The organism is Flavobacterium sp. J27 (genome assembly GCF_004303025.1).
Taxonomy (GTDB): Bacteria; Bacteroidota; Bacteroidia; order Flavobacteriales; family Flavobacteriaceae; genus Flavobacterium.
The window spans coordinates 230782-252293 of record NZ_PJQW01000001.1 but is presented as its reverse complement, the minus strand read 5'-3'; the positions used below and the strand labels follow the sequence as shown (position 1 = coordinate 252293).

The 21512-nt window shown below is 31.6% G+C and carries 16 protein-coding genes; 9 read left to right on the top strand and 7 right to left on the bottom strand.

The features are described from left to right. Nucleotides 1-44: 44 nt before the first annotated feature. The 3 genes from CX675_RS00985 to CX675_RS00975 all read right to left on the bottom strand — a co-directional run bounded on the left by CX675_RS00985 (nt 45) and on the right by CX675_RS00975 (nt 2236). Nucleotides 45-824, bottom strand: a complete 780-nt coding sequence (locus CX675_RS00985) for a TatD family hydrolase (RefSeq protein WP_130733347.1) — start codon at nt 822-824, stop codon at nt 45-47. Between the two features lie 97 nt (nt 825-921). After that, on the bottom strand, nt 922-1650 hold the full coding sequence (locus tag CX675_RS00980) for a tol-pal system YbgF family protein (protein ID WP_130733346.1): 729 nt from the start codon (nt 1648-1650) through the stop codon (nt 922-924). Nucleotide 1651: 1 nt separating this feature from the next. Beyond that, complete coding sequence (locus CX675_RS00975) at nt 1652-2236, bottom strand: RNA polymerase sigma factor (protein ID WP_130733345.1); 585 nt, start codon at nt 2234-2236, stop codon at nt 1652-1654. A gap of 175 nt (nt 2237-2411) precedes the next feature. Between CX675_RS00975 and CX675_RS00970 the strand changes: the two genes are divergently transcribed. The 4 genes from CX675_RS00970 to CX675_RS00955 all read left to right on the top strand — a co-directional run bounded on the left by CX675_RS00970 (nt 2412) and on the right by CX675_RS00955 (nt 8482). Then, a complete protein-coding gene (locus CX675_RS00970; protein ID WP_240723554.1) occupies nt 2412-3434 on the top strand; it encodes a hypothetical protein in 1023 nt (340 codons plus the stop codon). A gap of 75 nt (nt 3435-3509) precedes the next feature. Next, nucleotides 3510-5525, top strand: a complete 2016-nt coding sequence (locus tag CX675_RS00965) for a PKD domain-containing protein (RefSeq protein WP_130733344.1) — start codon at nt 3510-3512, stop codon at nt 5523-5525. After that, entirely contained in the window at nt 5488-8085 is a 2598-nt protein-coding gene (locus CX675_RS00960) for a CHAT domain-containing protein (RefSeq protein ID WP_130733343.1), read from the top strand. The genes CX675_RS00965 and CX675_RS00960 overlap by 38 nt, the downstream gene beginning before the upstream one ends. Beyond that, nucleotides 8045-8482, top strand: a complete 438-nt coding sequence (locus CX675_RS00955; RefSeq protein ID WP_130733342.1) for a retropepsin-like aspartic protease — start codon at nt 8045-8047, stop codon at nt 8480-8482. Before CX675_RS00960 ends, CX675_RS00955 begins: the two co-directional genes overlap by 41 nt. 89 nt (nt 8483-8571) lie before the next feature. Here CX675_RS00955 and odhB read toward each other — a convergent pair whose 3' ends face one another. Beyond that, a complete protein-coding gene (gene odhB, locus CX675_RS00950; protein WP_130733341.1) occupies nt 8572-9792 on the bottom strand; it encodes a 2-oxoglutarate dehydrogenase complex dihydrolipoyllysine-residue succinyltransferase in 1221 nt (406 codons plus the stop codon). 67 nt (nt 9793-9859) lie between these two features. Further along, entirely contained in the window at nt 9860-12631 is a 2772-nt protein-coding gene (locus CX675_RS00945; RefSeq protein WP_130733340.1) for a 2-oxoglutarate dehydrogenase E1 component, read from the bottom strand. A 113-nt stretch (nt 12632-12744) separates the two neighbouring features. On the opposite strand from CX675_RS00945, the gene CX675_RS00940 reads away from it, so the two are divergent. Beyond that, nucleotides 12745-13290, top strand: coding sequence for a hypothetical protein (locus CX675_RS00940; protein WP_130733339.1), 546 nt, complete (start codon nt 12745-12747; stop codon nt 13288-13290). Nucleotides 13291-13303: 13 nt separating this feature from the next. Here the strand turns inward: CX675_RS00940 and CX675_RS00935 are convergent, their stop codons facing one another. Both CX675_RS00935 and CX675_RS00930 read right to left on the bottom strand, forming a co-directional pair. Continuing rightward, nucleotides 13304-13654 carry a hypothetical protein gene (locus tag CX675_RS00935; RefSeq protein WP_130733338.1) on the bottom strand — a complete coding sequence of 117 codons (351 nt, stop codon included), beginning with the start codon at nt 13652-13654 and terminating at the stop codon, nt 13304-13306. Next, a complete protein-coding gene (locus CX675_RS00930) occupies nt 13647-14621 on the bottom strand; it encodes a polyprenyl synthetase family protein (protein ID WP_130733337.1) in 975 nt (324 codons plus the stop codon). The genes CX675_RS00935 and CX675_RS00930 overlap by 8 nt, the downstream gene beginning before the upstream one ends. 197 nt (nt 14622-14818) lie before the next feature. Between CX675_RS00930 and CX675_RS00925 the strand changes: the two genes are divergently transcribed. From CX675_RS00925 to CX675_RS00910, 4 genes are read left to right on the top strand one after another with little or no spacing between them, the layout of a single operon-like run. Then, nucleotides 14819-15418, top strand: a complete 600-nt coding sequence (locus CX675_RS00925) for a TetR/AcrR family transcriptional regulator (RefSeq protein WP_130733336.1) — start codon at nt 14819-14821, stop codon at nt 15416-15418. Between the two features lie 2 nt (nt 15419-15420). After that, complete coding sequence (locus tag CX675_RS00920) at nt 15421-16758, top strand: TolC family protein (protein ID WP_130733335.1); 1338 nt, start codon at nt 15421-15423, stop codon at nt 16756-16758. A 14-nt stretch (nt 16759-16772) separates the two neighbouring features. Continuing rightward, complete coding sequence (locus CX675_RS00915; protein ID WP_130733334.1) at nt 16773-17936, top strand: efflux RND transporter periplasmic adaptor subunit; 1164 nt, start codon at nt 16773-16775, stop codon at nt 17934-17936. Nucleotides 17937-17944: 8 nt separating this feature from the next. After that, nucleotides 17945-21448 carry an efflux RND transporter permease subunit gene (locus CX675_RS00910; protein WP_130733333.1) on the top strand — a complete coding sequence of 1168 codons (3504 nt, stop codon included), beginning with the start codon at nt 17945-17947 and terminating at the stop codon, nt 21446-21448. Nucleotides 21449-21512 lie beyond the last annotated feature (64 nt).

The following is a 21512-nucleotide window of genomic DNA, read 5'->3' as shown; positions in this document are numbered from 1 at the left end:
ACGCAAAAAAACAAAAAAAATAATTAACGAAGGTCAATTCAGCGTTAAATTCCGAAAATTGCTTTAGAATTTGCTGTGGTTATCGCTGCTATCTCTTCTATAGAAAGGGCGTAAATTTCAGCTAATTTTTGAGCTACTAGCAAGGTATAACTGCTTTCGTTACGTTTTCCTCTGTGCGGAACGGGTGCCAAGTAAGGAGCGTCAGTTTCTAATACAATATGTTTTATATCTATTTGATTTAAAAATTGATCTATCTTTCCGTTTTTAAATGTTGCAACGCCACCAATTCCTAGACTCATATTTAAATCAATAGCTTTTTTTGCTTGTTCAAAATCTCCTGTAAAACAATGAAATATTCCAAACAAATCTGCAGCTCTTTCTTGTTCTAAAACTTCAAAAACTTCATCAAAAGCATCTCTACAATGAATATTTATAGCCAATTTATACTTTTTAGCCAATTGAATTTGATATTGAAAAGCATATTGTTGTTCTTTTAAATACGTTTTATCCCAATATAAATCGATTCCAATTTCTCCAATAGCATAAAACTTTCTTGAAGCCAATTGTTTTTCTACATGAGCCAGTTCTTCTTTGTAATTTTCCTTAACATACGTTGGGTGCAATCCCATCATTAAAAAAATATTATCTGGATATTGTTTTTCCAAATCATACATTTTTTGCGTACAAGTAGAATCAATAGATGGTAGAAAAAAACGAGAAACACCTAGTTTCATGGCTCGAAGTATCATTTCATCTCTATCTCCATCAAATTCCTCACTATATAAATGGGTATGTGTATCTGTTAATTGTAATTGCTTATCCAAAATGCATCATATTTGGTTACAAAAATAGAATCTTTATTAATTATAAACTAAAAAAGCTACTGAATAATCAATAGCTTTTTTATCTTCTTTGACTTTTTTAAAGCTTATCTAATAATTTTTGAGCTTTGTCATAATCTTCAGCTTGTTTTGGAATTTCATTTAAAAGTGTTTTACAATTTTCGTAATCTTTCTGTTTTAATTTTGACAACGCTAAATACCATATCGCTTTATTTCTAAATACTGATGGTTGTCTTTTTATATTTTCTAAAATCGATTCCGCTTTTGGAAATTGATTTTCTTCTAACAAAGCAATTGCATAAAACAATTGTTCTTCTACGCCTAAATCTTTTGACGTTATATTTTCAAATAGTAACACTGCTTTTTGATAGTTTTTAGCATTAAAAGCTTCCTCTGCTTGTTTTAGATAGATGTTGTTTTGACTCCTTTCTGTAAAATAAGCTTTTTCATGTTGATTGAAATCCTGATATTCTGGAACTGTATCATTCATAAAAAACCAAACAAAAAACAACACTACGATACTAGCGGCAATGGCAAACCATTTAGTAGGCATAGATATAACTTTCCTAGATTTTATAACCTCCTCTTCTTCTTGACTCCTTTTTGAGATCGCTTTTAAATTATTTTTAAAATCTTCCACATCTGTTGAAAAAGTATTCTTTAAGAAATGGCTTGTTTCTTTATATAATTCAAAAGCCTCATTCAATTCAATACTATTCTGAAGTTGGTTCTCAAAATCCAATTTTTCTTGTGGTGTCATTTCATTTTCCAAATATTGGTCAAAAAGCAAAAATACATCTTCTTTCATCTTACTGATTTTTTAGAGATTCATACTGAACCGATTCTTTAATCAATTTAGTTAATTGCCCTGTACAAAGTGATTTTTTCTTTCTGATATAAGCGTAACTTACAGCTAATTTTGCAGCTACTTCTTCCATTGTTTTCAGAACAAAACTCCATTTTAATACTTCTTGGCATTTTTCTCCTAATTGTTGAAACATTTTTTCAAACAAAGCTTGTTTTTCCGCAAATAACTCAGTTTGAAAAAGCATTTCCTGAAGCGATTCATCTTTAGATACAGTATCATTTTGTAATGTTACCCCTTTACGTGAAGATTTTTTCAATTCGTTTAACCAACGTCTTTTACATAATAAAAAGAAATAGGCATCGAATGGACAAGTTAATTTCAAATCTTTTTCTTTTGCCTGCTTAAAAATAATAACTAAAACGTCTTGAATAATGTCTTGTGCTTCCTCTTCGTTTCCATTATTATTCTTTATATACTGAATTACTTTGGGAACAAAATTCTTATAAATAGCAGTAATAATCTTAGTGTCATTATATTTTAGACCATCAATATACAATTGATCTTCATGGGTACTTTTCTCACTCATATCTACTTATTTATTAGCTAAGATAAAAAGATTACTAAAGAAAGTAAAATTATAAATAGTAACAACTAAAAAGTATCTCACATACCTTATTGATAAAAAAACAGGCAAAGAAGAGGTAACAATTTCAAATCCATTTTGATATATACTAAAAACTATGAATTAAAATTTAGTAATCATGAAAAAAGTAAATCTATTAAACAGAAAAGTAAATGCGATACTTCAATTCGTATTTTTTGCAAGTACAGTAGCAACTCTTTTTATTAGTTGTGAAAATAATGATGATAATGATTGTACTGGTGATTGTGATCCAAGGCCAACAGCAACCGAATTTGCCGCTATAAGAGAAGATGCTTTACTCGAAATGACACAAAACTTCCAATTAGATGTAACAAATGGAACAACAACCTTTACTTCAAACAATGGCGTAGAAATCGACATTAATCCAGCTTGTTTATCATTAAACGGAAATCCGGTAACAGGACTAGTAGACATCAAATACATCGAAGTCTTTGACGGTGGGAATATGCTAGTAACAGATAAAACGACAATGGGTGTTTTACCTACTGGCGATTTAGCTATGCTAATTTCTGGTGGAGAATTTTATATCAATGCAACCCAAAACGGTCAGCAATTAAATTTAAACTGTAGCATGAATTTAAGAATTCCAACCCATCTAACAGCTGAAGAAAATGATATGATTTTATGGAATGGACAAATCGATGCAGATGGAAATTTAGAATGGAGAGAAGAAAACGACCCTACAGGTGCGCAAGGTGGTGTTTTCATGGAACAAGCTGCAAATGGAACAGCATACTATGCCTTCTTTAATAATTTTGGCTGGACCAATGTAGACAAATTCTATAACTATACAGGACCAAAAACACAAATTTTAGCCACCGTTCCATCTGGTTACAATTTTGAAAACAGTGCAGTATATCTTCACTATGACGGAGAAGGAAATGCTTTAGCAAAACTAGACACTTATGATGCCACTACAGGACAATTTTCAGAACATTATGGTCAAATTCCTATAGGATTAGCCTGTCACATTATTTTTGCAACCGAAGATAATGGACAATGGCGATATGCTATAAAATCTGTAACAATAACAGCTAACTCCATCTATAATTTCACTCAAGGCGAAACAGTTGTAGGCTCCGAAGCCCAACTAGTTGCTGCTATTAATGCACTACCATAATCTATTTAGTTTGTTTGAAAAAGTGATGCCTCGTTCATCACTTTTTCTTATATTTAACCTAAAATCTTACTCATTATGCTAAAAAAAATAGCATTTATTTACATTCTTTTTCATTTTACAATGTTGTTTTCTCAATCCAAAGAAAAAGACACCATAATTCCTAAAGCGATTATTGTGCCTCAACAAGAAGGAAACACTTTCTACTTTGATTCTGAAAAACCAACTCTAAACCAAATAGCTGGAGCTCCAAAAGCTTTTTACAGTTATTATTGGGAATTTGGAGATGGTCAATTTAGCACCAAAGAAAAACCAAAACATACCTACAAAAAAGCAGGTGATTATGAAGTAAAGTTATGGGCAACAAACAACTACGATACTGGAAAAACACCTACTACAAGACCTATAAAAGTAAAAACAAAAGAAACTGCGGATGTATCTAATAGTGAAATTCAAATTCTAAAAGATAATATTGAATTACGAAGAAATAGAGAACCGCTTCCAAACGAAGATTTTGTTATTGTTTTAAGTTATAAAAATGAAAAAGAATTTGTTACTAATGGTACTATTTATTTTTATTACAATGAAAAAGAATTTAAAAAGGATAATTTTGAACTTCTAGAAATACGAAAGTACCATAATGAAAACAGTGTCGAATTAGGTAAAGATTTGGTTTACACCAATGCTTATGATGATCAAATGGCTATTTGGGCAACGGAAGAGAATATAACCTATCAAAGGTATAAATTTCAAGATACTACAGAAAGAAAGAACTTGTCTTTATCTATTGAAGAAGCGGAACAAACCTTTAAAAATGGTAAAAAAATTACTTTTAAAAACCTCAATCCAAATGAACAACGCAATATCTTTTTTACATTAAAAACCACTCCAGAAATGATTAAAGACACAAGTGCTATTTTAAAAGTAAGAAGCATTTATGTTCCTGATGATAATTATGAAAACCACAAAATTAAAGACATGGAAATGGAAATTGTAACCTCTCATGATCCAAATAAAATGTCAACTAGTGGTTTATTTATTAATTACAGATTAGTGCGCTTCAAACGTATTAAATTTAAAACTCGTTTTCAAAATGATGGTGAAGGACCTGCACGAACTATCCGTTTAGAAACTGATGTTCCCGATATGTTTGACAAATCGACACTTCAAATTGAAAGCATGTATCCTGAATGTCCTATTTGCCCTAAAAATGAAGAAGTTAGATATAGTTGCTTAGACACATTAATTAGAGCAAAACAAATTATTTTTACTTTTAAAAATATCTATTTACCAGGCACCCAACAAAAAAATGTTACTGAAAAAGATTCGACAAAGGGGTTTGTTAAGTATAGTTTAAAATTTGGAGAAGATTTTCATAAAATAGGCACAAAAAGTCGTACAAAAATTATTTTTGACAAAAACGAACCTATTATTACTAATTATTCCCGAACTCGTTTTAATCCAGGTATTTCAATAGGTGTAAAAGCAGGTTACAATTACTTCCCTAAATTAAATCATTCTCAAAATTATTTTACAGGATTTACTATTTCTCCATTTAAATCCTATCGCTTGTATTGGCAAAGTGAATTTTACGCTAGTAAACACGATTTTGAAAGTCAAAATTCAAATACGATTTCTCCAGAACCAGAAGTAGTAGGTCCTTTTGACACAGGAACTGGTCAGGTTATTGATGTAGCTTTTGTTCGAAGAGAAATTTCAGTTGAACAATCGAGAAAAATTGTAGAAACGGTCCCTATTTCATTACGATATAATATTAATAATTATATTGGAGTAGGTTTTGGTCCACAAATAAGTACAATGGTATCTTCTGCTTCTGAAACAAAAACGACCACACGTTATTACGAAATCACGCAAACACCTAACAATCCTAGTTTGGTTCCAGGAAACGAATATAGAAACCTAATGCAATACCGTTCTGAAACTTCCAAAGAAAAAACAGAAGTTCAAACTCAATTTTTCTTAGACACTACTTTTGGCTTTGCCAGAATAGGACCAAGTGTAGGTATTCGTTATTATAAAAACTTTAAAAATAATTTTGATTCGTGGCAATTCTATGCAATTTGGAAATTTTAAAAGTATATTGCTTCTTGTTCTCTTTTCAATCTCTGGTTTTTCACAAAACTTAGAAGATCAGATTTATAATGCCATTGATGTATTTGTAGCCAATCCTAATCCAACTACCCTTAACGAATTAAAACAAAAAGAACTTCTCTTTTCCAAATCAACAATTACTAATGATGAAAAATTAGCTTTAGTTATTTTATATTGTAATAAGGGTTCGTATGAGATGAAAAATAATCTTCAACAACAGGCAATAACTTCCTATGAAAGTGCTTGGTTACTCTTTTCAAATAACCATCTGTCCAATTATGATATTATTGAATTTTGTCTAAAACCTTTAGGCACCTTATATACTAAAACTGGTAATTTTGCTTTAGCTGAAAATATTATCAAAAAGTATATTTTCATAGCTGAAAAAGAAGACAATCAAGCTACAATTATTTCTGGATACATTAATTTATCTATCGTTTATAAAACTATTGGAAATTATAAAACCGCTTTAGAACTACTTCAAAAGGTAGCACAAAACAAACAAGCCTCACCTATTCAAAAAAAACGAATTCAAGAAGAATTAACACAAAATACTATTGGTCTACAAAACAACACTATTGTAAATGAGGTATTAAAAAATGAAACAGTTGCCAATGATTTTCAATCTTTAAAGAACCATGCGCTTGTAGCATTACATAACAATAAACCTAATGTAGCACTAACTTACTTCGGAAAAGCAAAAACTCTTTTTTTAAAAGACAAAAACATAGAGGCCAGAGTTTTAGCCAAGTTATATACTGAAGAAGCTTCCATTTACATTCATCTTAATGATTTACAAAAAGCAAAAATTAGTTTTACCAAAGCGTTGACTACTTTATTGCCTTTTGAAAAAATCTCCGTTCATTTAAACAAAAGTACACTTTATCCTGAAAATACCTTTTTAACCATTTTTGACGGTTTAGCTCATATAGAAAAAGACAATAACCAAAAATTAGAATGGTATGAATTGAGCTTTTTCGTAAATGATTTAATTAGTGACCAACTCGTTTCTCAAGAAGCTGAAATCAGACATCAAATTGAAAACAGAAAACGTACCGAAAAATGCATTAACATCTTATGGAATGCTTATCAAGAGAAGAAAGAATTCCGTTTTTTAGAACAAGCTTTTCAATATGCTGAAAAGACAAAAAGCTTTGTTTTAAAAGAAAGAATTTATCAAAAAAACATACTAGAACAATTTCCAAACCATCCTCTTTTACAATTACAAAATCAATTATTGAGCAAACAAGAATCATTAATTAATGAATACATTCGTCTGCAAATTACACAAGAAAATCAAGATCGATTGATTACATTAAATAGCGAATTAGCTAATCTAAGCATCCAATTAAAAAATATTAATAAAAAAATAAACAATACATTTAAAAATAAAACTAAAACAACTTCTTTACCTAATTTACAAGACAAATTGAATCGAGACAAGGCGCAGATGGTCTATTATTTCTGGACCAAAGAAAACACCTACTTCTTTTATTTGAATAACGAAAAAATTACATGGAAGAGAATTTCTTTTGATCTAGAAAAAGAAGCTGTATTATCAAAATTCATTCATTCTTTTGAAAAGGCCAACACTATTAATGCTAATATTTCTGCTTTTACAACTATAGCTAACAACTTATATTCCATTTTAGAATTGGAACAGGTAGAGCAACAAAAAAATCTTGTTTTTATCCCCGATGGTTTATTACATTTTGTTCCTTTTGATGCTTTGGTAACCCAAAAAAGTAACGCTACAACCTACACAACAATTCCGTTTTTAATTTATCAAAATAAAATAGCTTATCAAACGAATGCCGCATTTTACGTTAAAGAAACAACTGCTAAAAAAAACAATACAATAGTGGGATTTTTTCCTGTTTTTAAAAACACAAATGCTTATTTAGCATACTCTATTGCAGAATCCAAAGCCTTAGAAAAAAACAAAGCCGTTTTATTTATGAATGAAGCAGCAAATAGAGAAAACTTCAAGAAATATAGTAATCAATATGCCATTATTCATCTTTCTACGCATGGTACAAGCGGTTCGTTTAATACTCCTGCAACACTTGTTTTTTACGACGATGTGATGTTAGTAAATGAATTGTATGGACTGCAAGATTATCATCCCGATTTAGTGGTCTTGAGCGCTTGTGAAACGGGTATTGGCAAACTCCAAAAAGGAGAAGGAGCTATTAGTATAGCTAGAGCTTTTCAATATGCAGGAGCTAAAAATATCCTTTTCAGTTTATGGAAAATTAATGATTTTGCAACTTCAGAAATAATGACTCATTTTTATTCTAATTATAGTAAAAATACATCTTTTTTTGAATCCAATTACTTATCTAAAATAGATTATTTAGAAGACCAAAACATTTCTAATGCAAAAAAATCGCCTTATTACTGGAGTGCTTTTGTTTATTATGGTGCTATCGATACTTCAAAAACGAATTATATTTATTATGCATTAGGTTTTCTCCTACTAATTATACTATTTTTGAGTTATGGAAGAATTGCAAGATTTCTTAAAAGGAAAAAAATATAAAAAGATAAAATTTACCGTTTTAAAAACCCAACATTTACTTATTAAAGCCAAAATAAATGGCGTAAATGGCACTTTTATTCTCGATACAGGAGCTAGTAATAGTTGTGTAGATATAAAAGGTATTTCAAAGTTTCAATTATTTGCTGAAAACTCAGAAACAAAAGCTGCTGGAGCGGGTGCAACTGGAATGGAAACCCAAGTTTCAAAAAGTAATATATTGCAAATGAGCCGTTGGAAAACCAAAAGTCTTATGGTTATTATTTTTGATATGAGTCATGTAAACGAAGCATTGAACAGTTATAAAACCAAAGCGGTAGACGGCATTATTGGTGCAGATGTGTTGTTACAAGGAAAAGCCATCATTGATTATTCGAATCATTATTTGTATTTGAAATAGTGTAAGTGATAAAACTATTCAAAATAAAAAACCCCAAATTCATAGAATTTGGGGTTTTGTTTATACTAAAAATTTAGAATATCATTTTATTAAAGTTCTAAAGCTTTCTTAGGATTGTTATCCATTAATAATTCTACTGGATTTTCCAAAGCTTCTTTAACCGCTACTAAGAAACCAACAGACTCACGTCCATCGATAATTCTATGATCATAAGATAACGCAACAAACATCACTGGGGCAATTACTATTTGACCGTTTTTAACAATAGCTCTTTCTACTACATTGTGCATCCCTAAAATTCCAGATTGTGGAGGATTAATAATAGGTGTAGATAGCATACTTCCAAAAACACCACCATTTGAAATAGTGAAAGTTCCTCCAGTCATTTCGTCTACTGTAATTTGACCATCACGTGCTCTTAAAGCCAAACGTTTGATTTCCGCTTCAACACCTCTGAAAGACAATAATTCTGCATTACGCATTACAGGAACCATTAATCCTTTTGGTCCAGAAACTGCTACAGAAATATCACAGAAATCATAAGCTACTTTATAATCTCCATCGATCATTGAGTTTACATCTGGATATAATTGTAAGGCACGAGTTACTGCTTTCGTAAAGAAAGACATAAATCCTAATCCTACACCATGCTTGTTTTTAAACTCATCTTTATATTGATTACGTAAGTCGTAAATGGCAGTCATGTCAACTTCATTAAAAGTGGTCAACATCGCTGTTTCGTTTTTAGCAGATACTAAACGTTCCGCTACTTTACGACGTAACATGGATAATTTCGTTTTCTCAGAACCTCTGTTACCACCTGTTGGTGTTCCCATTGAAGGCACCGCATTTTTAGCATCTTCAGTAGTGATACGTCCTCCTTTTCCAGTCCCCACAATGGTTGATGGAGCTATACTTTTCTCTTCTAATATTTTTCTTGCTGCTGGTGAAGGTGTTCCAGAAGCATATGTTTTTTCAGTTTCCGCTGGAGCTTTAGGCGTTTCTTCTTTTTTAGCTTCTGCTTTTACCTCTTCTTTTGAAGCTGTTGCTCCATTATCATCTGATGGTTTCGCTGCACTAGTATCGATTAAACATACCACCGCACCTACAGCAACCGCATCACCTTCTTCCGCTTTTAAAGTAATAATACCACTTGCTTCCGCTGGTAATTCTAAAGTAGCTTTATCTGAATCTACCTCAGCAATAGCTTGATCTTTTTCAACATAATCGCCATCTTGTACTAACCAAGTTGCAATTTCTACTTCTTTAATTGACTCTCCCGGTGATGGGACTTTCATTTCTAAAATCATATTCTTTTAGTTTAAAAGTTGACCCTATACTTGCATTTTTAATGACAGGGCTGACATTTGAATTTTTTTATTGAACTATTGTTTTATCGAAAACCATGGCTATAGCTTTAGCTTGACGTTTTTTAGAACGCTCATAACTTCCTGCAGCAGGAGCACTATAGGCTTTTGGTGATGCTAATCTTAATTTTACTAAATCGAAATTCATTAACATATAACTGTAAGCTCCCATGTTTTTAGGCTCTTCTTGAGCCCAAACATAATCTTCTACATTTGGATAGCTTTCAATAATCGCTTTAATTTGATCAGTCGCTAATGGGAATAATTGCTCTAAACGTACCACAGCCACATCATTTCTCTCCAATTCTTTTCTTTTAGCAATAATATCGTAGTATACTTTACCCGTACAAAGCACTAATGTTTTTATCGCTTTTTTATCCGTAACATTTGGATCATCTAAAATTTCTTGGAATTGTCCGTTTGCCAATTCTTCAGCAGTAGAAACCGCGGATTCATGACGCAATAAACTCTTTGGTGTAAATACAATTAAAGGCTTACGGAATTTACTTTTCATTTGTCTTCTCAACAAATGGAAGAAGCTAGCAGGTGTGGTACAATCTGCAATATACATATTGTGTTTGGCACACATTTGTAAATAACGTTCCATACGAGCGGATGAGTGTTCTGCTCCTTGATTCTCATAACCGTGTGGCAATAACATTACTAATCCATTTTGATTGTTCCATTTATCTTCACCTGCAGAGATGTATTGGTCAATCATAATTTGAGCTCCATTAGAAAAATCTCCAAATTGCGCTTCCCATATCGTTAATGTATTAGGTGACGCTAAGGCATATCCATATTCAAAACCGACAACTCCATATTCGGAAAGTAAGGAATTATAAATATAAAAATTACCTTTTTTATCCTTTATATCGTTTAATAAAATTACTTCTTCTTCTGAGTCTTCTACTTTAATTACGGCATGTCTATGAGAGAAGGTTCCTCTTTCTACATCCTGACCAGAAATACGCACATCGTAGCCTTCTTGTAATAAAGTTCCATAAGCTAACAACTCACCCATTTCCCAGTATAATTTATCATCTTTAAAGTACATGTCTCTACGAGGATCAATTATTCTATCTATTTTATTTATAAATTTTTTACCGCTAGGTAGCTCAGTAATGGTTTTTGCTATTTCTGTTAGCTTTTCTTTATTATATGAAGTATCTTGTTTTTCAAACATCCCTGTATCGGAAACTTGTTCAAATCCTGTCCATTCATTTTGCATGAAAGGAGTAATTACTGTTAAATCTTTTTTACGCGATTCTTCTAAGTTTTCATCAAGTTTTGCTTTGTATTTCTCTTCTAATTCTTTTACATAATTAGCATCAATAATACCTTCATTTTTCAATTTCTCTGCATAAAGATCTCTTGGGTTTTTATGCTTTGAGATGGCTTTATATAAAATAGGCTGTGTAAATCTTGGCTCATCACCTTCATTATGACCATATTTTCTATATCCTAAAAGGTCGATAAACACATCGGTACCAAATTCCATTCGGTAATCTAACGCAAACAACATGGCATGTACTACTGCTTCAACATCATCTGCATTTACGTGTAATACAGGTGACAAAGTAACTTTAGCTACATCGGTACAATATGTAGACGAACGCGCATCTAAATAATTTGTGGTAAAACCCACTTGATTATTAATTACAAGATGAATAGTTCCTCCTGTTTTGTAACCATCCAATTTTGCCATCTGTACAATTTCATATACAATACCTTGACCCGCAACCGCTGCATCTCCATGCAAAGCAATAGGCAATACTTTAGAAGCATTATCAGGATAATTTCTATCTTGTTTAGCACGAGCAATACCTTCAATAACTGCACCTACAGTTTCTAAGTGCGAAGGGTTTGGGGCTAAATTTAAATTGATTTTTTTACCAGAATTTGTTTCTCTATCTGATGTAAGTCCTAAGTGATATTTTACATCACCATCAAAATACATATCATCATCATAATCTTTACCATCAAATTCTGAGAAAATATTTTGTGTATTCTTTCCAAAGATATTGGCTAAAACATTTAAACGTCCTCTGTGAGCCATTCCCATTACAAATTGCTCTACTCCTTTTTCAGCTGCAGCTTCTATTAAAGCATCTAAAGCTGGTATAGTCGACTCACAACCTTCTAGTGAAAAACGCTTCTGTCCTACATATTTGGAATGTAAAAACGTTTCAAAAGAAACAGCTTCATTCAATTTACCTAAAATATTCTTCTTTTCTTCAGCAGAAAAATTAGGTTGGTTATCGTTAATATCTAATCTGTTTTTAATCCATTCTTGTACTTTAGGATCGCGAATATACATATATTCTACACCTATAGAAGAACAGTACACACTTTCTAAATGTTTGATAATATCTGCCAATGTGCTAGGTTGCATATTAACCATTTTAGCCGCATCAAAAACTGTATTTAAATCAGATTGAGATAATCCAAAATTTTCGATAGCTAATGTAGGCGAATATGTTCTTCTTTCTCTAACAGGGTTAGTTTTAGTAAACAAATGACCACGAGTTCTATACCCTTCAATTAACTTAAGAACATTAAATTCTTTAAGTATTTTTTCAGTATTATCATTTACAGTTGTAGTTCCATTTGCTATTGCTGACAATTGCTCTACTGGACTTGCAAATTCATTTGCAAAATCAAAACCTTGGAAAAAACTTCTCCAACTCGGTTCAACAGTATCTGGGTTTTGTAAATATTGATCGTATAAATCTGCGAAAAATGCTGTATGAGCAGCATTTAAAAAGGAAAACCTATCCATATATCTAGTCTAATGACGATTTGGTTAAAAATATTATGCAAAAGTAAAACATTTGCTATAATCTTTTAAAGAAAATCGTACTTTTATAACATAATTTTTTTAGAATTGGGCTTATGAAAAAGAAAAAGCAGTTTTTTTTAACATTTTGTTTGGTTTTCACCTTTTTAATCACAAATTTATCTCGTGTTAATGCACAAGAAAATGAGCCTGTTAGCTCACGCAGTTTGTTTTGGGAAAAAGTACAGTTTGGTGGTGGTTTAGGACTTGGTTTTGGAAGCAATTTCACCAATATAACTGTAGCTCCGAGTGCTATTTATAATTTTAATTCGTATTTTGCTGCTGGGCTTGGATTGCAGTATAGTTATGTGAAACAAAAAAATGTTTATCAATCTAATATTTATGGAGGAAGTATTATTGGTCTATTTAATCCTATTGAACAAATTCAGTTATCTGCAGAACTAGAACAATTAAGAGTGAATACTACATACGATTATTATTACGGCAATTTTTCAGATAATTTTTGGAATACCGCTTTATTCTTAGGAGCAGGTTATAGAACCCAAAACGTAACACTAGGTATTCGTTATAATGTTTTATATAAAGAAAATCAAGGAGTTTATGCAGACGCTTTTATACCTTTTATTAGGGTCTATTTTTAAGGTCAGATTTTAACTAATACTTGTTTCTAAACCACACTTTTTGCCATTCTCTTTTCAGAACTAAAAAAGTTACTTGTTCCGATAATTCTACTAAATCTGAACCGTCTAATTTTTTAATTTCACTTTCAGAAACATCTATTATATAAAGCAAATTTAAATATTCTGCAAATTTATGTTGGATTAATTTATATATTTTTTCGTGTACCAATTCTTTAAACCGAAAAGGAAAAATATCTAAAGGAATATCAATAGGCTCGTTTGCTAAAGCAAAATCTTTATTTGTTTGCTCAATGAGTTTAAAATAAAGATGATTTTCTTCAGACTGATTAATTAAATCTTCAACAGTTACAGGTGCTTTATACATTTCTATTCATTAATTTTTCACCAAATACTTTCAAAACTTCTTTTTTATCCTCAGAGACAGTCATCTTTTCAAGCATCTCAAAAGCACGTAACGTATATTCTTTAATTGCATTTTGAGTTGCCTGAGCAGCTCCTGAATGTTCAAAAATCTCTTTTACAGAAGCAATTTTATTTGTATTATCATTCGGCTGAATGGAAAACAGATGCATTAATTGCTCTTTATCTTCTTGAGTACTAAATTCTAGTGCTTTTAAGTATAAATACGTTTTTTTATTCTCAATAATATCGCCACCAACTTGTTTTCCAAAGGTTTTAGGATCACCAAAAGCATCCAAATAATCATCCTGTAATTGAAAAGCAATCCCTAAGTTGAGCCCGAAATCATAGATTAAATTAGCATTTTCAATTGAAGTTTCTGCAACTATTGCTCCCATTTTCATGGCTGCACCCACCAAAACTGCCGTTTTATATTCAATCATTTTCAAATACTCTGGAATAGTAACATCGTCTCTAGTTTCAAAATCCACATCATATTGTTGCCCTTCACAGACTTCTAAAGCGGTTTTACTAAATAATTTAGCCAATTGTTGAAAAATCACTGGTTCATAATTTTCAAAAAATTGATACGCCAAAATCAACATCGCATCACCAGACAAGATTCCTGTGTTAATATCCCATTTTTCATGTACCGTCTGATTACCTCTTCTTAAAGGTGCATCATCCATAATATCATCATGAATTAATGAAAAATTATGAAACACTTCTACCGCTGTAGCAGCAGGAATTGCTTTTTCAAAAGACATATTAAAAATCTCCGCAGCCATTAAAGTCAAAACAGGTCGCATTCTTTTTCCTCCCAAAGAAAGAATATACTCTATTGGCTCATACAGGTTTTTTGGATTCTTGTTTGTCTCTAAATTAGCAAAATGATTGCTTATAATTTCTTGGTATTGGCTAATGGTATGCATTTGTAATTGAAAAAAATAATTGCCACGCAAAAATAGGCTTTTTATTTTGACAACAGAAGGAAATAGTAGTACTAAAATACACTTCTTAAGGGAATGTTAAATTTATGTAAAAACCATGGAAACTTTTTTTGTATTAAAAGTTTCCTGTCTATATTTGCACCAAATTTAAACGTAAATAAAATGAATATATAACCATTATGAAGGACCAAATTTTAGAGAAAGCAACCGAAATGTTCTTGACACTTGGTTTTAAAAGTGTGACAATGGACGATATTGCTTCTGAAATGGGAATTTCTAAAAAAACAATTTATCAGCATTTTTCAAACAAAGACAGTCTTATTAAAGCTACAACAAGTAATTTATTTGAAAGGATATCATGTGGAATTGATGAAATTATTTTAGCTAATAAAAACCCCATTGAAGAGCTTTTTGCTATTAAAGATTTTGTGATTCAAAATTTAAAAGACGAAAACACTTCTCCTATTTATCAGTTACAAAAATATTACCCAAGAATTCATAAGTCACTAACAATTAAACAGTTTGACAAAATGGGAACTTGTGTCATAGAGAATTTAGAAAAAGGAATTGGTTTAGGATTGTTTAGAAAAGACATTAATAAAGAATTGATTAGTCGCTTTTATTTTTCAGGTATGACCAGTCTTAAAGATGCTGAAATTTTTGATCCTAAAAAATTTAGTCCTAAAGAAATCCAAGTAGCCTATTTAGAATACCATTTAAGAGGTATTTGCACCGAAAAAGGAATTAACATATTGAATAAACTAATAACTAATAATTAAAAATGAAACATAAAATCGTAATACTAATATTACTTTTTGCTGGTTTTGTACATGCACAAGATAGTCAGGAGAACTATAACTTTTCCCTAGAAGAGGCTATTACATTTGCATTGGAAAACAACTATAAAGCAATAAATGCTTCACGTAGTATTGAAGCTGCAAAAAAGAAGAAATGGGAAACAACAACCATTGGTTTACCACAACTTAATGCAAATGTAAATTATCAAAACAATTTTGTATTACAAAAATCGGTAGTTCCAGCTGAATTTTTTGGAGGAAACCCAGGAGAATTTCAAGAAGTAGAATTTGGTACAAAACACAACATGACTGCAACCGCTACTTTGAGTCAATTAATTTTTGACGGTTCATATTTAGTAGGTTTACAATCGGCTAAAGTTTATTTACAAATTTCAGAAAATGCAAAAGAAAAAACAGATTTAGAAATTCGTGAGATTGTGACTAATGCTTATGGCAATGTTTTATTGGCTAACGAAAGTGTAAAAGTGTTAGAAAGCAACAAAAAAACATTAGACCAAACATTATTTGAAACCCAAGAAACCTACAAAAACGGCTTGATTGAAGAAGAAAATGTAGAACAATTACAAATTACACAAAGCCAAGTTAACAGTTCGCTTTCAAATGCTAAAAGACGTTCAGAAATAGCCTTGAACATGTTAAAATTAGTTTTAGGTATTGATATGGAAAAAACACTAACTCTAAAAGATGATTTGGATCAATTAGCCAATCAAAATATTGATTTAGGCTCTTTAAGTTCAAACTTCAATGTGCAACAAAACATCGATTATAAAATTGGCTTAAATAATCAAGAATCGAGCCGTTTATTATTAAAATTAGAGCGAAGTAAAGCGCTACCTAGTTTGTCTGCCAATGCTAATTTTGGTTACAATACTTTTGGCAACAAATTTACCATGTTTGACAACAATCAAAAATGGTTCAATTTTTCATATTTAGGAGTAGGCTTAAACGTCCCTATCTTTAGTAGCTTAGGTCGAAGTGCTAGAACACAACAAGCTAAAATTGCTTACGAACAGTCAAAAACTGAATTAAAAGAAACAGAACAAAACATTCTTTTATCTTATCAAACAGCTAAAAATGATTATGAATACAGCATTGAGCAATATAATGTTACCAAAGAAAATCTTCGTTTAGCAGAACGTATAGAAAACAAACAAGGTGTTAAATTTAAAGAAGGTTTGTCTAGTAGTTTTGAATATACAGAAGCACAAAGACAATTATATTCTGCACAACAAACGTATTTACAATCTATGATAGATGTAATCAATAAAAAAACAGCTTTAGATAAAATAACTAACCAATAATAATAGTTCATAAAATGAAAAAAATATATATAACAGTAATTGCTTCTCTAATACTACTTTCGTGTGGTGGAGAAAAAAAGAATTCAACTGAAGCAGTAATTGCTAAAGGAGATTTAACACAATTAAGAGCCAAAAGAGGAGAATTAATTACACAATCTGACGCATTACTTGTCGAAATTGCTAAGATCGACGAAGCTATTGGTAAATTAGACGAAAATCATAAATTAGCTTTAATCACTACTATTACCGCTAAAGATACTGTTTTCAATCACTATTTAGAATTACAAGCTACTGTACAAACCAAACAAAACATTGTTTTAAATGCTGAATACGGTGGTGTATTACAACAAGTATATGTTAAAGAAGGACAAAGAGTATCCAAAGGACAAACTTTGGCAAAAATTGATGATGGTGGTTTAGGTTCTCAATTAGCACAATTAGAAACACAAGCGGCTTTAGCAAAAACTACTTTTGAAAGACAAGAAAATCTTTGGAATCAAAAGATTGGTTCAGAAATTCAGTATTTACAAGCTAAAACAAGTTACGAAGCACAAATGAAGGCCGTTTCACAAATGAAAGCACAAATTGCTAAAACTGTGGTTAGAGCCCCTTTCTCTGGAACAATCGACGACATCATCACTGAAAAAGGAAGTGTTGTTGGACCTGGAACACCTATTTTAAGAATTGTAAACTTAAGTGATATGTATTTAGAAGCTGAAGTTCCTGAAAAAAACATTGCAAATGTTAAAAAAGGCACAGAGGTAATTGTAGATTTCCCAATCTTAGGTGAAACTATTAATGCAAAAGTAACTCAAGCGAGTAATTACATTAATCCAGCAAATCGTTCTTTCAATATTCAAATTGCAGTTCCAAGTAAAAATGGTCAGATAAAACCTAATTTAACTTCTAAAATTCAAATTAAAGATTATACGAATCCAAAAACCATTGTAGTGCCAATTAGTATTATCTCAGAAAATGCGGAAGGAGAACAATATCTTTATGTAGCAGATAACACAACAAAAGATGGTCATGCAACAGCTAAAAAAGTAATTGTTAAAACTGGTTTAACTCAAGGAAACTATGCTGAAATTACAGAAGGTATCAAAGACGGGGATTTAGTAATTAGTGAAGGAGCTCGTAGCGTAAAAGAAGGACAAAAAGTATCCATAATCAAATAAGTGTAAGAATGAGTACCACAAATACAGAGAAAGAATTTAAATTATCATCATGGGCCATCGAAAATAAGATGACCATATATGTAGCGATGGTAATGTTCTTGTTTCTTGGATTATCTGCATATTACAGTATGCCTCGTGAAGATTTCCCAGAGATTAAAGAAACTAAAATATACATTAGTACAGTTTATCCAGGTAATACTGCTGAAGATATAGAAAGACTTATTATTGATCCACTTGAAGACGAAATCAGAAATGTGAGTAATGTAGTTAAAGTATTGTCTACTTCACAAGAAGATTATGGAATTATTACAGTAGAATTTGACGAAAAAATTACTGTAGAAGCCGCAAAACAAAAGATTAAAGATAAAATAGACACCAAAACAGGTGGAGAAGATTGGCCCACATTTAATGGTGCTAAAGTAGAGCCTAATGTTTTTGACTTGAATCTTTCTGAAGAAGTTCCTATTATGAATATTAACATTCAAGGGGATTATCCAGTGGATAAATTAAAAGTCTTTGGCGAATACTTAGAAGATGAAATTGAAGCACTAGAAGAAATCAAACAAGTCGATATACGTGGTGCTCAAGAAAAAGAAGTAGAAGTTGCAGTAGATATTTACAAAATGATGGCTTCTCAAGTAAGCTTTGATGATGTAATTAACGCCATCAGAAACGGAAATGTAACCATGTCTGCTGGTAATTTAATTGCTAATGGACAAAGAAGAACGATACGTATTCTTGGTGAAGTGGACCAACCAAAAGAATTAGAAAGTTTTGTGGTTAAAACACAAGGTGGTGCTGTATACCTGAAAGACATTGCTAAAATAACATTCAAGGATGTTGATAAAACCACTTATGCAAGAGAGTTTGGAAAGAGTGTAGTAATGCTAGACGTAAAAAAACGTGCTGGTAAAAACATGATTAATGCCGCTGAACAAATTAGAGAAATTGTAAAAGATGCTGAAGAAAATTATTTACCTAAAGATCTGAAGATTACGATTGCTAATGATCAATCGTCAAGAACCTTGAATCAGGTAGACGATTTAGTAAACAATATCATCTTTGGTATTATTCTAGTTGTAGGTGTCTTAATGTTCTTTTTAGGATTTAGAAATGCACTTTTCGTAGGTTTTGCTATTCCAATGTCTATGTTTATGTCCTTCATGATTCTAAGCGCTTTAGGATACACAATGAATACTATGATTCTTTTTGGATTAATTATGGGATTAGGAATGTTAGTAGACAACGGAATTGTAGTTGTTGAAAACGTTTACCGATTAATGGAAGATGAAGGCATGGGTCGTGTGGAGGCTGCTAAGAAAGGAATTGGAGAAATCGCTTTACCTATTATTATTTCAACAGCAACCACAGTTGCGGCTTTCGTACCACTAGGAATGTGGCCTGGTGTAATGGGACAATTTATGATTTATTTCCCAATCACACTTTCTGTGGTGTTAGGTTCCTCTTTATTTGTAGCAATTTTCTTCAACTCGGTAATGGTATCTCAATTTATGGATATCAATGAAAGAATATTATCTCGAAAAGCCTTAATCCGATTAAGTCTTATTTTAGGTGGTTTTGGAGCCATTATTTTAATCCTTGGTGGCAGCATACGTGCTTTAGGTTCGGTAATGATCTTTACTGCCCTCATGTTTTGGCTATATAAATATGTCATTAAAGGATGGACGCTTGCTTTCCAAAATAGAGTTCTAACAAAATGGGAGAATTGGTATGAAAGTGGATTGAAATTCTTCTTATCTGGTAAAAAACCTTACTTAACAGTAGTAGGAATGGCACTAATGTTCTTTGTAATTTTAGGATTGTACTTTGGATGGAGTGTAGGAAGTGGTCGTACAAAAGTGGAATTTTTCCCTGATAATACACCCAACCAAATTATTGTGTACATCGAATATCCACAAGGAACCGATATTACCAAGACAAACGAAATTACAAATTCTATTGAAAAAAGAGTGTATGCTGTATTAAATCAGAATTTAGAAGAAGAAGCTATTATTAATCCAGAAGACAACACTAATTATTTAGTAGAAAGTGCCGTTTCTCAGGTAGGTGAAGGAGCGGGTAACCCTCAAACCGATGGTGGTTCTACCGCTGAAATGCCTCATAAAGGTAAGATTACGATTTCGATGAGAGAATACAAGTTCCGAAATGGATTAGATTCTGAAGATCTTCGTAAAAAAGTACAAGCTACCCTAAAAGACATTTATCCTGGTGTAACTATTTCGGTTGAAAAAGATGCCGTAGGTCCTCCAGCAGGTTACCCAATTAACATTGAAATTAAAGGAAAAGATTACAATGAATTAATTGCTACAGCAGAGAAAATGAAAGATTTCTTGAATACCAAAAATATTCCTGGGGTTGATGAATTAAAAGTAGATGTTAACAAAGATAAACCTGCTATGAAAGTAGTAGTAGATAGAGAAAAAGCGGGTGAAATGGGTGTTTCTGCGGGACAAGTTGGAAATCAATTACGTCGCTCTATTTTTGGTGAAAAAGCTGGTATTTACAAGAAAGATGGTGAAGACTACGATATTTATGTGCGTTTCAATGAAGATAATAGATACAACAAAAGTGCCATTTTTAATCAGAACATCACTTTTAGAGATATGGCTTCGGGTCAAATTAAAGAAATTCCAGTTTCAACGGTAGCTTCTCAAAAGAACACCTCTTCATTTAGTGCGATTAAACACAAACAGTATGAAAGAGTGGTTGTGCTGTATTCTGCCTTATCACCTGGTTTTACTGATGCTGGTGCGGTGGTGGCCCAAATTCAAGCCGAAATGGGTAATTTTAATGCACCAAAAACTGTAAAATTTGATTACACTGGTCAGCTTGAAGAACAAGGAAAACAAATGGCATTCTTAATGGGTGCTTTGATTACTGGTTTATTCTTAATCTTTTTAATTTTAATTTTCCAATTTAACTCGGTTTCAAGACCAGGAATCATCATGGTGGCCGTGTTCTTAAGTTTTATTGGTGTGTTTTTAGGATTAATGGTTACTGGATGGCCATTCGTTATTATGATGACTATGATGGGTATTATATCTTTAGCCGGAATTGTAGTTAACAACGGTGTAGTATTACTCGATTATACCGATTTATTGATTGCCAGAAGAAAAGAAGAATTAGAACTTCCTAAAGAAGCACAATTACCTAAAGAAGACATTTTTAATGCGATTGTAACTGGTGGTAAAGCCCGTTTAAGACCCGTATTATTAACCGCGATTACAACAGTATTAGGATTAATTCCATTAGCAATTGGTTTTAATATCGATTTCTTCAGTTTATTTGCAACAGGTAATCCTCACATTTATATGGGTGGTGATAATGTAATCTTCTGGGGACCTTTAGCGTGGACAGTAATTTTTGGATTAATCTTCGCTACTTTCCTTACTTTAATTGTAGTTCCTGTTTTATTCTATTTGGTGAATCTTTTTAAAATTTGGTTACGAAACAGAAACAATAAGAATAACAATCAAGTAATTACCAAATAATCTTATTTTATTTTAATTGCAAAAAAAGCTCCGAAAATCGGAGCTTTTTTATTTTTTTATGCTA

Bases quoted from the DNA above. Each gene is read 5' to 3' on its own strand.
- CX675_RS00980 (WP_130733346.1), bottom strand. From the start codon at position 1,650: ATGAAAGAAGATGTATTTTTGCTTTTTGACCAATATTTGGAAAATGAA.
- CX675_RS00975 (WP_130733345.1), bottom strand. From the start codon at position 2,236: ATGAGTGAGAAAAGTACCCATGAAGATCAATTGTATATTGATGGTCTA.
- CX675_RS00970 (WP_240723554.1), top strand. From the start codon at position 2,412: ATGAAAAAAGTAAATCTATTAAACAGAAAAGTAAATGCGATACTTCAA.
- CX675_RS00965 (WP_130733344.1), top strand. From the start codon at position 3,510: ATGCTAAAAAAAATAGCATTTATTTACATTCTTTTTCATTTTACAATG.
- CX675_RS00955 (WP_130733342.1), top strand. From the start codon at position 8,045: ATGGAAGAATTGCAAGATTTCTTAAAAGGAAAAAAATATAAAAAGATA.
- odhB (WP_130733341.1), bottom strand. From the start codon at position 9,792: ATGATTTTAGAAATGAAAGTCCCATCACCGGGAGAGTCAATTAAAGAA.
- CX675_RS00945 (WP_130733340.1), bottom strand. From the start codon at position 12,631: ATGGATAGGTTTTCCTTTTTAAATGCTGCTCATACAGCATTTTTCGCA.
- CX675_RS00940 (WP_130733339.1), top strand. From the start codon at position 12,745: ATGAAAAAGAAAAAGCAGTTTTTTTTAACATTTTGTTTGGTTTTCACC.
- CX675_RS00935 (WP_130733338.1), bottom strand. From the start codon at position 13,654: ATGTATAAAGCACCTGTAACTGTTGAAGATTTAATTAATCAGTCTGAA.
- CX675_RS00930 (WP_130733337.1), bottom strand. From the start codon at position 14,621: ATGCATACCATTAGCCAATACCAAGAAATTATAAGCAATCATTTTGCT.
- CX675_RS00925 (WP_130733336.1), top strand. From the start codon at position 14,819: ATGAAGGACCAAATTTTAGAGAAAGCAACCGAAATGTTCTTGACACTT.
- CX675_RS00920 (WP_130733335.1), top strand. From the start codon at position 15,421: ATGAAACATAAAATCGTAATACTAATATTACTTTTTGCTGGTTTTGTA.
- CX675_RS00915 (WP_130733334.1), top strand. From the start codon at position 16,773: ATGAAAAAAATATATATAACAGTAATTGCTTCTCTAATACTACTTTCG.
- CX675_RS00910 (WP_130733333.1), top strand. From the start codon at position 17,945: ATGAGTACCACAAATACAGAGAAAGAATTTAAATTATCATCATGGGCC.